12 protein-coding genes are annotated in these 13,226 nt (G+C 52.7%); 7 read left to right on the forward strand and 5 right to left on the reverse strand.

All coding sequences use genetic code 11. The features are described 5' to 3' along the window. Window positions 1-112: 112 nt before the first annotated feature. Together pckA and ACOQPM_RS05035 are read left to right on the forward strand one after the other, a co-directional pair. Window positions 113-1,699, forward strand: coding sequence for a phosphoenolpyruvate carboxykinase (ATP) (pckA, locus tag ACOQPM_RS05030; RefSeq protein WP_420628136.1), 1,587 nt, complete (start codon window positions 113-115; stop codon window positions 1,697-1,699). Between the two features lie 395 nt (window positions 1,700-2,094). Beyond that, window positions 2,095-4,266, forward strand: coding sequence for a hypothetical protein (locus ACOQPM_RS05035; protein WP_420628137.1), 2,172 nt, complete (start codon window positions 2,095-2,097; stop codon window positions 4,264-4,266). Here ACOQPM_RS05035 and ACOQPM_RS05040 read toward each other — a convergent pair whose 3' ends face one another. Then, window positions 4,267-5,310, reverse strand: a complete 1,044-nt coding sequence (locus ACOQPM_RS05040) for a hypothetical protein (protein WP_420628138.1) — start codon at window positions 5,308-5,310, stop codon at window positions 4,267-4,269. Between the two features lie 107 nt (window positions 5,311-5,417). Here ACOQPM_RS05040 and yqeK point away from each other — a divergent pair, with 107 nt between their 5' ends. After that, the gene (gene yqeK / locus ACOQPM_RS05045) at window positions 5,418-6,095 is read left to right on the forward strand and encodes a bis(5'-nucleosyl)-tetraphosphatase (symmetrical) YqeK (RefSeq protein ID WP_420628139.1); all 678 of its coding nucleotides are present in this window, start codon (window positions 5,418-5,420) and stop codon (window positions 6,093-6,095) included. Then, on the forward strand, window positions 6,040-6,330 hold the full coding sequence (locus ACOQPM_RS05050; RefSeq protein WP_420628140.1) for an antibiotic biosynthesis monooxygenase family protein: 291 nt from the start codon (window positions 6,040-6,042) through the stop codon (window positions 6,328-6,330). Before yqeK ends, ACOQPM_RS05050 begins: the two co-directional genes overlap by 56 nt. Window positions 6,331-6,486: 156 nt before the next feature. Here ACOQPM_RS05050 and ACOQPM_RS05055 read toward each other — a convergent pair whose 3' ends face one another. From ACOQPM_RS05055 to ACOQPM_RS05070, 4 genes are read right to left on the reverse strand one after another with little or no spacing between them, the layout of a single operon-like run. Continuing rightward, a complete protein-coding gene (locus ACOQPM_RS05055; RefSeq protein WP_420628141.1) occupies window positions 6,487-7,368 on the reverse strand; it encodes a DUF2785 domain-containing protein in 882 nt (293 codons plus the stop codon). A gap of 50 nt (window positions 7,369-7,418) precedes the next feature. Further along, entirely contained in the window at window positions 7,419-7,880 is a 462-nt protein-coding gene (locus ACOQPM_RS05060; protein ID WP_420628142.1) for a hypothetical protein, read from the reverse strand. Then, window positions 7,867-8,559 carry an HAD family hydrolase gene (locus ACOQPM_RS05065; RefSeq protein WP_420628143.1) on the reverse strand — a complete coding sequence of 231 codons (693 nt, stop codon included), beginning with the start codon at window positions 8,557-8,559 and terminating at the stop codon, window positions 7,867-7,869. Before ACOQPM_RS05065 ends, ACOQPM_RS05060 begins: the two co-directional genes overlap by 14 nt. 53 nt (window positions 8,560-8,612) lie before the next feature. Beyond that, the gene (locus ACOQPM_RS05070; RefSeq protein ID WP_420628144.1) at window positions 8,613-9,695 is read right to left on the reverse strand and encodes a tetratricopeptide repeat protein; all 1,083 of its coding nucleotides are present in this window, start codon (window positions 9,693-9,695) and stop codon (window positions 8,613-8,615) included. A gap of 132 nt (window positions 9,696-9,827) precedes the next feature. Between ACOQPM_RS05070 and ACOQPM_RS05075 the strand changes: the two genes are divergently transcribed. From ACOQPM_RS05075 to ACOQPM_RS05085, 3 genes are all read left to right on the forward strand, one after another. Then, window positions 9,828-10,943 carry a DUF4037 domain-containing protein gene (locus ACOQPM_RS05075; protein WP_420628145.1) on the forward strand — a complete coding sequence of 372 codons (1,116 nt, stop codon included), beginning with the start codon at window positions 9,828-9,830 and terminating at the stop codon, window positions 10,941-10,943. A gap of 276 nt (window positions 10,944-11,219) precedes the next feature. Continuing rightward, window positions 11,220-12,164 carry an IS110 family transposase gene (locus ACOQPM_RS05080; RefSeq protein ID WP_420627234.1) on the forward strand — a complete coding sequence of 315 codons (945 nt, stop codon included), beginning with the start codon at window positions 11,220-11,222 and terminating at the stop codon, window positions 12,162-12,164. A 109-nt stretch (window positions 12,165-12,273) separates the two neighbouring features. Continuing rightward, complete coding sequence (locus ACOQPM_RS05085) at window positions 12,274-13,209, forward strand: aldo/keto reductase (RefSeq protein WP_420628146.1); 936 nt, start codon at window positions 12,274-12,276, stop codon at window positions 13,207-13,209. Window positions 13,210-13,226: the final 17 nt, after the last annotated feature.

Here is a 13,226-nt window from a genome sequence, read left to right on the forward strand (position 1 = left end):
TATAATTGCAGCGATCTTTCTGGCACAACAATACCTTGCATCATTTTACCCAACCAGAAACCCTAAATTTCCAAAAAAATCAACTCGTTCAATTCACAAAGGGAGGTTCCTCTTGACGAACAGTTTCACGCTCCAACAGCATAATATTGAAGTTACCAACATTGTACGCAACGCCAGACCTGCCAAACTCTATCAGGAAGCTCTGGCTTATGAACCAGAGGCCGCCATTGCCGATTCTGGCGCAATTATGGTGCGCTCTGGCGAGAAAACAGGGCGCAGCCCCAGCGACAAGCGCATTGTCAAACACCCAGATTCAGAACAGGATGTTTGGTGGGGGTCGGTCAACGTCGCCGTAGACGAACACACGTTTGAAATTAACCGGGAACGAGCCATTGATTACCTGAATACCAAAGACAAGCTATATGTCGTAGATGGATTTGGTGGCTGGGATGAAAACGAGCGGATTAAGGTGCGGATTATTTGCACACGGCCGTATCATGCTCTGTTCATGTGGAATATGCTCATCCGCCCCACACCAGAGCAGCTAGCAGAGTTTGGTGATCCAGATTACGTCGTCTTCAACGCCGGGCAATTCCCCGCCAATCGGTACACCATGGGCATGACCTCAAAAACCAGCGTAGACCTCTCCTTTGAAGAGCAAGAAGTGGTCATTTTAGGCACAGAATACGCTGGGGAAATGAAAAAAGGCATCTTCACCGTGATGAATTACATCATGCCCAAAAAAGGCGTCCTTTCCATGCACTGCTCCGCCAACGAAGGGGATGATGGCGATGTTTCCATCTTCTTCGGGCTGTCCGGCACTGGCAAAACCACCCTCTCCGCCGATGCCCGGCGCAAGCTTATTGGTGACGATGAGCATTGCTGGACAGATGATGGCGTTTTCAACATCGAAGGCGGCTGCTACGCCAAAGCGATTGATCTCTCTGCTGAAAAAGAGCCAGAAATCTACGCAGCTATCAAATTCGGCACCGTTTTGGAAAACGTCGTGTACGACGATTACACGCACGCTGTAGATTATTCTGACACGACTTACACCCAAAATACGCGCGCATCGTACCCCATCGAATACATTCCTAACGCCAAGATTCCGTGCGTAGGTGGGCATCCCAAGAATATCATCCTGCTCACGGCCGATGCCTTTGGTGTGCTGCCGCCAGTGAGCAAGCTCACGCCAGAGCAAGCGATGTACCACTTCATTAGCGGCTACACCGCCAAAGTTGCCGGTACTGAAATGGGCGTTACTGAACCACAAGCCACCTTCTCCGCCTGCTTCGGTGCAGCCTTCATGGTGTGGCATCCTAGTAAATATGCAGAACTGCTGGCCGAAAAAATGGAAGAACATGGTGCATCTGCCTGGCTGGTCAACACTGGCTGGACTGGTGGCCCGTTTGGCATAGGCTCCCGCATCAATTTGCCCTATACCCGTGCCATCATAGATGCCATCCACAATGGCGATTTAGACAATGTTGACTATGTAACTGATCCAATTTTTGGCTTGGCTGTACCCACAAGCTGCCCCAACGTGCCCGATAACTTGCTCATCCCCAAGAACACCTGGAGCGACGCAGCCGCTTACGATAAACAGGCAGAAAAATTGGCCAATTTGTTCATTGACAACTTTGAAGCTTACAAAGAAGGTAGCAGCGAGGCCATCATCAACGCTGGGCCGAAACTGTAATTTATAATTTCCTGAGGGATTCAACCCTCGGCTATTTTTAAAACGCTCTGCTGGAAAAGGCAGGGCGTTTTTATTTCCGCCAGAATAAACACGTATTTTTTTTGAAATATTCGTGCTATTTGTCTATTTGTGGCATTCGTGGTTGTAAAAGTACCAGCTATCGGCCCAAAAAAGCAGATGAGAAAGTGGCTTACTTCCCTGCCAAACGGCCGTATTTCGTTATAATCCCATCTCATCTATCCACACCACTATATTTGCACTTTTGATTGTCATTCCCACGAATGCGGGAATCCACGCAGGCAAATAGGATGGATACCCGCCTACGCGGGTATGACACGACCATTGGCTAGGTTGTACCTGCAAAGATAGTGTTACAAATATCCGGGAGTGTTCCGTTGAAACCAAAGCTGCACCGTATTGTCCTGCGTATCTGTTTTGTCCTGCTAATCTTGCTGATTGGGAATCTGATCAGGACTTTGTGGCAGCAGCAAGCAGCTATCAATCTGGCTATTGCCAAAGGGCAGCAGCTTTACCAAACGGCCGATGGCCAGTCCGTGGGCTTAGACAGTGCCACATTGAACAGTCTGGACACGGCCGTATCCAATCTCACTTTTGTAGATGCGCTGCCGCTCACGCTGGCCGAAGCCCGCCCCTGGCAAGCGCAGGGCTGCACCGCCAACAGCTGTGTTCACCTCACCTACTTTGATCCGGCCAACGGCCGTACCGTCAACCAAATTTTGCACCTCACAGACGACACCATCCTGGCCGAATGGCACGATGCCCTAAGCCGCCCCGGTGGTAGCCGCTTCGTGGCTGAAGACGCGATTAAAATTGCGGCGAATGATCCGGAAGTAACGGCCGTTCTCGGTGACATCGGCGCAGGAGACCCCGCCATGATTCCCATGTCTGCCTGGCTAGCCGACGACGCTTGCCGGGACGACTGGTGTGTGGATTTAACATTTCATAGTCCCAATGGAGACGGCCGTATTTACCACGTCTTCGTCAACATGAGTCAGCAAACCGTCGCCCGCACCTTTTACACCCGCGCCCGGCCAGACCTGGATGTTGCGGCCCCCGCCTCACAACGCGCCGCCTTCACAGACGGCTGCCACGAGCAAGACGGCTGGAACGTTTGCTGGGAGATGACCGCCCACGACGGCATCCTCTTCCGCGACGCTACCTACAACGAAACCCCCATCTTCAGCAGCATCAAAATCACCCAAATTGAAGCCTGGTACCCTAGCTGGCCCGGCGGCTATCGGGACGAAATTGGCTTTTCTGCCTCCGTGCCGCCCTTTGGCGACACCATCGTGAACGAGTTAGACGATGGCTTTGAGGTGCGCCAGCTATTCACCGAATTTACCCGCTGGCCCAACTGCATCTGCTGCTACCGCTACGAGCAAATCATCCGCTTCTTCGCCGACGGCAGCTTTGAGCCCCGCTTTGTCTCCCACGGCCCCGGCTGCGATGATTTGTCAATTTATCGCCCATTTTGGCGCATTGATCTCGATTTAGAAGGTGCAGAATCACACCAGGTTTGGCAATGGCAAGAAAGCGAATGGGCGGAACTGGAAAATGAAACTGAGCTGTACCCCTTCATCAACAATTTGGGGCCAGATGGCTATAAGCTGGCGACCGGCAGCGATGATCTACTTTACCGCTGGACAATGCAGGCCACCGACCCACTAGGGCTTGATGAAGCCTACTTTTTTGTGCTGCAAGAAAACGAGCTGGAAGGTGAACAGCCGCTTGCGCCTGGCCCCGGCGATACCTTTCAGCCGCCCCGCCAATGGCTAAACGATGAACCACTGTCTGGTGAGAATATTGTGCTGTGGTATGTGCCGCTGCTAAAAACGCGCAAAACGGAGCCGCTCTGGTGTATGCCAGACCCGGAACCGAACATCAACCAGTGCGAAGCGATTTTACGCGCCCAAATTACGGCCAAACTGCCCCAACCCACCGCCGAAGAGCTAGCAGAAATGACCGCCACCGCCACGCCAGAATCCACCGAGCCGACGCCCACGCCTGCACCCACCCCCACGCCGCGCCCGGTGCAGGGCGATACCGTCGAGGAAGTGATGCTGAATGCAGGCTGCGGTGCCTGCCACACTATCGGCTCCATTGGTGAGGGGCGCAAAGTGGGGTCAGACCTGTCTACGATTGGCTATGAGGCGACGGGGCGCATTCCGGGCATGTCGGCGGAAGAATATTTGCGCCAATCCATCGTGGAACCCAACTTTGCGCTGGCTCCGGTTTGCCCCAATGGGCCTTGCCTGCCCAACATCATGCCGCAAGATTATGGTCAGCGGCTCATGGAGGCGCAAATTGAGGCCATTGTGGATTATTTGCTGGTGCTGGATGGCGCTGATGTGGCTGAAAATCCAACGGTAATTGGGGAGGCGGGAACGGCCGTCTTCAACAAAAATGTCCCCGCAGCTAAATCAGGTGGCGCAGGGATCGCCGGGATTGATGCCACTTCTGTCACGGTGCAGCTCATCCTGATTGGCCTGGTGCTGCTGCTAACGCTGTTTTTGCTTTGGAAACGGCCGTATGAAGAGAATGAGTAGTTACGGCCGTACCGTAAAGTCAAAAATCTCCGTGCCGCCGATTTTGTCGCCGCTTTCGTCGTAGGCTGTGACAGACCAGACGTAGCGGGCCGGTTCTAGCGTTATGTCAAATCGGTAGCTGGATTCATTTACCTCCACAAAATCCAGCACGTTGGTTCGGTCAGGATCATCATCGTTCCACATCAGGATTTTGTAGGTGACGGCCACCGGGCTGTCTTCCCAATCCAAAACAATGTCATCCCCACGAATTTCGGCACCGTCGCTTGGTTCCTGAATAATCAGTTGGCAAGAGCCATCCAAACTATCTACCACAAAGTCGAAATCTTCGGCCGTTTCTGCAATCTTGATCCGGTCACTGTTAAACACTTCTACGCTCCAGCGATAGCCGCAGCTTACCGGCAGCAAATCGGCTCGCATGGAAGATTCGTTGGCGCGCTTATCTATCAGAATCGCATCCCCCTCATCTGGGTACATCGTCACTTTGTAATAATCGGCGTCGGGATAATCTTGCCAATTGAGCAGCACTTCTTCACCCGCTACTTTGCTGCCATTGCGCGGTTCTTCCAGCTTCACGTTCAGCTTAAAGATGTCCTGAATGCCGATGGTCAACGTTTTGCCGGCTTCTACCTCAAATTCGGCCGAACTGAGAATGCCACTTGAGACATAGAGCCAGTTTTCATTATCCACCTTTACCGAAAGCGCGTAAATGCCTGGCGCGATGTCTTCAAAAAGATATTGACCGTCGGAGTCAGTTTCCCTAATAAGCTCTTCCCCACCGCACCCGCTGAAAGATGAAAAATCCTGGCACAACTTTACTTCATACCCTTCTGCGCCACGGCCGTTCCAGCGAATTTCGCCAAAAACGTTGCCTTTGCCCTCGGCTGGCGGATCGCCATCGTATTCCAACTCCGCTTCGGCCACCGCTGTGTTGGTTTCAGCAGCGGCATCTTCGCCGTTTTCAGCATCATCACTCTCCAAAATGCCGCAACTCGTTAATAAAAGTAAAACCAATAGCCAGGCAGCGATTTTTTTCATTTGACTCATTTCCATCTCCACAATTACTGATAACCGAACACCGATTACTAAATACTGGTATAAGTCTGGCTAAATATTCTAACAGGTCAACCTACGATTTGTGGTAAGCTTGCGGCGTGAATGCGTTATTGAAACCTTACTTTGAGAACATTGTTTTTTCGGGCAATTTGGCACAGGACGTAACGGCCGTTCTCACCCACCATCAATTTCCTAAAGTAGCCGGACACGTTAACCGCGTCGCGCGAGAGGCCAGGCGATTGGCATTACAATTTGGTGCAGACCCAGTTGGGGCTGAGACAGCCGGGTGGCTACACGACATCAGCGCCATCATTCCCAATCGGGTGCGCGTAGAGATGTGCCAAGCATTTAGCGTTTCCGTCCTGCCTGGTGAAGCAGGTTTCCCCATGATTTTGCACCAGAAGCTAAGTGTCGTGGTGGCGCATGAGGTTTTTGGCGTGGTGGAACCAGCCGTTCTTAGCGCCATTGGCTGCCACACCACCCTCAAGCCCGTCGCCAGCTTGTTAGACAAAATCGTCTTCATTGCGGACAAGATCAAGTGGGACCAGCCGGGTGAGCCGCCGTATTTAGATGCTTTGGAAACGGCCGTTGCCCACGACATAGATGACGCTTGCCTGGTTTACCATGATTATCTCTGGCAGCAGCGAGACAGCCTCCGCTTTGCCCATCCCTGGTTCTTGGATTCCCGCGCTGAGCTGCTGAGTATTAGAGGAGAAGAACATGATTTTGGAAGTAGCAATTTTGAACGTAAAGGCGGGAGAAACGGCCGCTTTTGAAGCTGCCTTTGCTCAAGCCCAAACAATCATTGCGGGGATGGGCGGGTACGTGAACCACGAATTGCAAAAATGTATTGAACAGCCAAACCAGTACATTTTGCTCGTGCGCTGGCAAACGCTGGAAGATCATACCACCGGCTTTCGCCAATCGGCCGAATATCAAGCATGGAAAGCACTGCTACACCACTTTTACGATCCATTCCCCACGGTAGAGCATTACGAGGCGGTTCTTTAGCGGTCTTGGTGCCGGGCACGGGCAAGCGCGATCTGCCAAATCAAATAATTTCAGCCTGTGCCTGGCACCTTGAAGACATAAAAGACTTATGCAGCTACGCTAAGTGGCACGGCGAGACGCCGGCCACAGCCCAAAAAGCGCGTAAGTCCTATACTATTAAAATAGAGCAATGGTCTGTAGCGTTTTGCCAACCAGGTCAGCCAGAGCATTGGCGCTGTTTTCGCCAATTTGGTCGGCCGTTTCCGGCTTGCGGGCGCGGAAGTACAGGCTGCGTAAGAAGCACTTCACATTCTGCGCCTGGCGGTAGCAGTCGGGGAACGGCTCCTTTTGCTGGGCTAGCGACACAAAACCATCTAACCAACTTTGTACGTCAGCAGGCTTTAGCACCTTGCGCCCCAACGCAGCAATGACGGGCGTTACCAGCCGCTCATCCTCGGCATGAACAAAAACCGCCGTCGGCTCAGCAGCTTTGCGGCGGATTGCCTGTAAAATTTCCAAAAGCTCCTCATTCCCCATATCTTTGCACTGCACCAGCTCGTCCAGCGCATCGGCCGTGTGCGCTACGGCATGTGCCCAACCTTTCGGCTCGCCCGCTTCATCTTCATCCAGCACAAAGCCGCGCAAATCTTGCTCACGTTCCAGGTAATCCAGCAATTTTACTTTGAGTTCGCGCAATTCATAGGGCATCAGGAACGGCCGTACCCGATGCCGACTCAAAATCAACGGTACCAGTAGTACAGAAAAGCTCCGCATAAAAACTGAATCCGTCCCAGATTCATCCAGCCTGTAAAAAAGATGGTCTTCACCCACTAATTGCTTCAACAACGCTTTGAGATCGTCATCCTCAAACTTGTCGGCCAAAATCCAGGTGGCCAGCGTGCTGTAAATTAAATCATCCCGCAGTTCCGCATCCGGACTACCCAGGTGTGGCAACATTTCTAGAGCGCGAGGCATTGCTTTGGCCTGATCTGGCAGAGCAAACTCGTTGTCGGCAATGTCATAAAGCTGGTCTTTTAGGGCGCGTTCACTCAGTTTCATATTTTTTTGGAGATTGGAGATTGGGTCTCATAATCTCCAGTCTCCAATCTCTAATCTCCATTTTCGCCATTCACCTGATTCTCAATGACGCCATGCACGTCGGCGGGCTGCCAACCAGGGGGCTTGAGAATTTTGCCGTCGGCGCGACGGGGGCCGCCTGCTTTGCTCAGGTTAGCGCGGTGTACCTCGGCAAAAATGGGGTCGGGATTGATGCCGCAGGCTAGTATGGCACCGTAAGTTACATAGAGCAGGTCAGCCAGTTCATGCACCCAATCGGTCACGTCGGTTGGCTGGGCGGGGTTGTTGGATTGGAGAACGGCCGTTAACCGTTCCAACGCTTCACTTGCCTCATCAAACTCTTCCTGCAGCAGCTTTTGGCGCAGCTTCAAGATGTCCAGCGGCGGCACGCGCGGTTTTTCTGGCACGGGTGCGCCCACGGCATTATGAAATTCCACAATTTTTTGGGCGTTGGTTAGCCCTGGTTGGGGGGCGGAGAGCTTAGCTGGTTCCATTCATAACCTCGGTGATGAGCTGGCTCAGGGGCATATCTGTGAGGGCGTTGAGACGGTAATCGGCGTGATCAAAGTTAAGGTCGCGGGTCATTCGGTTGGGTACGGCCGTACACCACAACCCAGCCCCCTTTGCGGCCGTCACCCCGTTGGGCGAATCTTCCAACGCCAAACCATTTTGTGGAGCAATGCCCAATGCCGCAATAGCGGCTTGGTACACGGCCGGGTCTGGCTTGCCCACGTTCCCCACGTCGTCAGAGCAAAAAATAAGGTCAAACTGCTCAAACAAGCCCAGCCGCTTCAGATGTCTATCTACCCAGCTGTGCTTGGAGCTAGAGGCAATGGCAAATTTTAGCCCCAGTTCCCTCACTTCAGCCAAATAATCTTCCACGCCAGGCATGATGGTTTGGGCCGCCAAAAGCTCGTTGTCTCGCGCTTTGCGCTTGGCCCAGACTGCATCCCGGTCAATCGGCCGTCCTAGCAGCTCTTCCAGGTGCAAGTACGGATCAAAGGTAATGGTGCCGATATGTGCATTCCACAGTTCGCGGGAAAGCTCTACGCCGTGGGCGCCATACGTCTCTTGCCAGGAAATGAAATCAGGGGTTTCGGAGTCGAAGATGAGACCATCAAAATCAAAAATAATCGCGTGAATCATGGCGGGGATTATACTGGGTTTGGTCACAGAGGACACAGAGAGAAATGAGAAAATCTCTGTGAGCTCTGTGGCAAATTAGATTAGGTAGACGAATCGGAGAGAAAATCCAAGTCCTCTTCATCGCTGTCATCAAAGAGGGGCGGGTTGGAGAGGTAACTAAGCAGGTATTGCTTGAGGAATAGTTCTTGCTGCGGATCGTCAATTTCGAGCAGTAAATATTGCGCCCATTCGGGGAATTGGCTGGTGTCAATGTCGCCGCTCTCTAGCTTGTCTAGGTAGCTCCAATCTACGGCCGTTTCCCAACCCCGTTCTTCCGGCAACCCAGCCAAAACCTCGTCCACCCGGGCAATCAAATCCACCTGTGCTGGCTTGGGCATGGCAAAATCGTCTGGTAAATTGTCCACATTGGGGGGAATATGCTCAAACGGCTCGTCAGACACATCTGGCTCGGCCGCAAGCTCTGGATCAATTTGAGACATCATCTGGCGGTAGCGACGGCCGTGTGAACTGGTGCGCGGTGGAATCCAGGGGATGCGATCTTGATAGTTACGCCACCAGCGAACCTCTGCCCAGAGGCGACGGCCGTCTTGCGAATTGGGAAACTGCGCCAACAACATCTCCAACACGTCCACCGCCTCGGCAAAATAGCCCTGTTCAGCATACAGAAGCCCCACCCAGAGCATGGCGGCCTGTGGCTTGGCCGTGCGCTTGAACGCTTCCAGAAAGATAGGCCAAGCCATCTCGCTACCGCGCGATTGCCCTAGCAAATAATCTTGCAGCAGTTGGCCACGCCCTTCATCTAGCATGTCGCGTACGTCGGCGGGCATCACATCATCCATATCCACAAATTCATCATATTGCTGGTGGCGTCCCTCCCAGCGGCTGGTGTAGCGAAACGAAAGCGCCAGCCGCCGCCGCTGCTGCCAGGGGCGGTCGTCCCACTCATCCACATGCCGCCCAATTGCCTTGCGATTGTCCCGAATGAGCCACGGATCGCTAAACGCTTCCAGCACCAGATCGGCCGCTTCGTCCAATTCTGGGTAATCAGCCAGCACTTCAAAGCAAAGCGCTGCCGCGTCCATCTGGCCATAATCATCTTCTTGTAGCAAACTGCGTGCCTGGGCCAACAGCCGCAAAACGTATTCTGGATATTGCTTACTCATTTGAATCTCCGCACCGGGGTTCTGGTAAATTATCCGCCTCTACATTGCGTACAGGTTTACACAGATTTACATAGATAATATACCAAATTTGGTAATATTATAGCAGGATTCATCTAGATTAAGGAATTGGAAATGAGCGAAATTATGACCCTTCCCTTCATTAAGGGGCTTGATTTGTGTGAACAATTTTTTGCAGAAGCGATACGGCCGTTGCTCACCAACCACTTCCCCAACTTGCGCTACGCTGCCGGGCGGCTTGGCGGTGGCTCCGATGTGCTTGGCTTCGACACGCCCCAATCCCGCGATCATGATTGGGGGCCACGCGGCACTATCTTTTTGGCTGAAGCAGATTACAAAGAGCTGGCTCCCGCCATTGACGAGATGTTGCACCAGACGCTGCCCGTCACATTTCGGGGCTACCCGACGCATTACGGCCGTCACGACGATGGCAGCCTCAACCTCACATTTATTGACGCTCCCCCCGTCAATCACGCGGTCAAAATCAGTACTGCTGCTCGCTTTGCCCAAAGTTACCTGGCCGTGGACATCGCCCAGCCGATGCAGCCCGTTGACTGGCTTTGTACTCCTTCGCAAATGTTGGGCACGGTCCGATACGGCCGTCTCTTCCACGATAGCCTCGGCGAGATGACCCAACTGCGCCAAACACTGCACTTTTACCCACACGACATTTGGCTCTACACGCTGGCCGGGCAGTGGACGCGCATTGCCCAGGAGGATGTGTTTGTTAGCCGCACAGGTGATGTGGAGGACGACCTCGGCTCGCGGATTTTGGCGGCGCGGCAGGTGCAAAATATCATGCGCCTGGCCTTTTTACTAGAAAAACAGTACGCTCCTTACCCCAAATGGTTTGGCACCGCCTTTGCCCAACTTGCCTGCGCCGACGATTTACAACCAGTTTTTAACCAGATTTGGCAAGCAGAAAACTGGCAGCCGCGTGAAGCCGCTCTCAACGAAGCGTATCTGTATCTGGCACGTTGGCACAATGCGCTACGGCTTACCAAACCGTTGCCTGCCAAAGTAGGGTTTTTCCATGAACGGCCGTATCGCGTCATCCACAGTGAGCAGTACGCCGATGCCCTCTACGACCAGATTCAAGACCCACAGGTACGCGCTCTGCCGCGTGGCCTGGGCAATTTGGATCAGCTATGCGACAGCACCGACATCCTCTCTAATCCAACTCGTTTTCGTAAATTCAGATCGCTTTTTTATAACAGCATAAATAGGTAAAAGTGTCATTAGTATGATAAAGCAAAGACGAAAGGCCGACTGTCATTAGGTGCAAGAAACCGTGCGGGAGATGTGGCCCATCGTGAAAAAGATAAAACAAGCAGCCAAAAAAGCGACCATTTGTTAGGATTGCTCCAGCTTGGTAGGCCGATGTCATTGGCAACCAGCCGCGCAGGAGCGCAGGTCACCGAGCCAAGAGATTCAGCGAGAACCCGAACAGTTGTTGGGACATTGCAGTCCGTATCATTGCTAGTGCGGGTCACAAAGGAGTACCTGATGGCAAAGCAAACCGAAGAAACCTTTTTTGGCATTGACGTTTCCAAAAACCACCTGGATTTAGCCCAGTGGGGAATCGAAGAAGTGTTGCGACACGATAATGACGCAACCGGTATCGCCACCCTGGTGGAAATAATGTCAACGAAAACGGCTGTCACCTTGATAGTGGTTGAGGCCAGCGGTGGATTCGAGCAAGTTATGGTTACAGAACTGGCCGCTGCCTCTCTGCCCATTGTCGTCGTCAACCCGACACGAGTGCGTAACTTTGCTCGTGCCAAAGGGCAAGTAGCTAAGACAGACAAGATCGATGCCCAGATGATTGCCAGCTTTGCCCAGGCGGTCCGTCCAGAGGTACGTACTTTGAAGACGCAAGACCAGCAGCTCATCAAAGCATTGGTCACGCGTCGTCGCCAACTGATCGATATGCAAACAGCCGAGAAGAATCGGCACACCACGGTCAATCCAGAATTGCGGCCTCGTTTGGAGAAGCACCTGGATTGGTTAGCTACTGAATTAGCTGAAATTGAGGAAGACCTCAATGATTGGATCAACAAAAATGCCCAATGGCGCGAAAAACGAACCAGTTTAGAAAGCGTGCCCGGCGTGGGCCAGGTCACCTCCTTTACGTTGCTGGCTGAATTGCCCGAATTGGGTACATTGTCTCGACAAAAAATCGCCGCCTTAGTTGGCCTGGCTCCCTTCAATCGGGACAGCGGCTGTTCTCGCGGACGACGCCATATTTTTGGCGGACGTTCAGATGTTCGTTCTGTTTTGTACATGGCTGCTCTTTCAGGCATTCGTTATAACCCGGTTCTCAAAGCCTTTTATGACCGTTTGATTGCGAAAGGAAAACTCCCCAAAGTCGCTCTCACGGCCTGTATGCGTAAATTGTTAACCATTTTGAATGCCATCGTCCGTGATGGCTCTGCTTGGATATCAGCTTAACGAAATGCGCTTTTTGCTCTTGACTTTTATCACAGTTGCTCCCGCGCAGGCGGGAATCCACAAACCTGGACTCCCGCCTGTGCGGGAGTGACAAGCAAGGGAGAAAATCATGGAATACAGACAACTTGGCAATTCTGGCGTGCGCGTCTCGGTTATTGGGATGGGTACAAATCAATTTGGTAACAAAGTGGACCAGGCAGGCGTGAACAATGTGATTGACGCCGCGCTGGATTTGGGCATCAACTTTATAGATACGGCCGATGTGTACACTGGCAGCGAATCGGAAAAAACGTTGGGCAAAGCGCTGAACGGCCGTTGGGACAAATTTGTCCTGGCAACCAAAGTCTATTTTAAGGTCGGCGATGGTCCGAACGATTACGGTGCGTCCCGCTACCACATCATGAACGGTGTGGAAGCCAGCCTGCGCCGCCTGCAATCGGATCATATTGACCTTTACCAGATGCACCGCTGGGATGTGAATACGCCCATCGAGGAGACAATGCGGGCACTGGATGATTTGGTAAACAGCGGCAAAGTGCGCTACATCGGCGCGTCGGCCTACGCTGCCTGGCAGTTGGCCCAAGCCAACCTGCTGGCCGAAATGCGCGGCTGGTCTCGCTTTGTAACGGTGCAATCACACTACCACATGCTAGAGCGCGAAGTAGAAAAAGAGGTGATTCCATACTGCGAGGCAGATAACGTGGGCTTTATTCCCTACTTTCCGCTGGCGGGAGGTTTTCTTACGGGCAAATACACCCGCTCAGCAGGCGCGCCAAAAGGCTCGCGGGGAGAATCGAGCCAATATGTGCAAAACTACATGACAGATGCGAACTACACAAAAGCAGAAAAATTAACCACTTGGGCGCAAGAACGAGACCATACAATGGCCGAACTGGCTCATGCCTGGCTGCTAGCGCAACCGCAGGTCTGCTCCGTCATCTCTGGGCTAACGCGGCTAGAGCATTTGCAACAAAACGCCAAAGCTGCGGATTGGCGGCTCACACCGGAAGAAGTTAGCGAAGTCAACGAGATTTTGGCAAATTAGCTTGAAAAACCATTAAA

The organism is Candidatus Leptofilum sp. (assembly GCF_965223525.1).
Lineage (GTDB): Bacteria > Chloroflexota > Anaerolineae > Promineifilales > Promineifilaceae > Leptofilum.

Bases quoted from the DNA above. Each gene is read 5' to 3' on its own strand.
- ACOQPM_RS05050 (WP_420628140.1), top strand. From the start codon at position 6,040: ATGATTTTGGAAGTAGCAATTTTGAACGTAAAGGCGGGAGAAACGGCC.
- ACOQPM_RS05085 (WP_420628146.1), top strand. From the start codon at position 12,274: ATGGAATACAGACAACTTGGCAATTCTGGCGTGCGCGTCTCGGTTATT.
- ACOQPM_RS05070 (WP_420628144.1), bottom strand. From the start codon at position 9,695: ATGAGTAAGCAATATCCAGAATACGTTTTGCGGCTGTTGGCCCAGGCA.
- ACOQPM_RS05080 (WP_420627234.1), top strand. From the start codon at position 11,220: ATGGCAAAGCAAACCGAAGAAACCTTTTTTGGCATTGACGTTTCCAAA.
- ACOQPM_RS05055 (WP_420628141.1), bottom strand. From the start codon at position 7,368: ATGAAACTGAGTGAACGCGCCCTAAAAGACCAGCTTTATGACATTGCC.
- ACOQPM_RS05040 (WP_420628138.1), bottom strand. From the start codon at position 5,310: ATGAGTCAAATGAAAAAAATCGCTGCCTGGCTATTGGTTTTACTTTTA.
- ACOQPM_RS05075 (WP_420628145.1), top strand. From the start codon at position 9,828: ATGAGCGAAATTATGACCCTTCCCTTCATTAAGGGGCTTGATTTGTGT.
- ACOQPM_RS05060 (WP_420628142.1), bottom strand. From the start codon at position 7,880: ATGGAACCAGCTAAGCTCTCCGCCCCCCAACCAGGGCTAACCAACGCC.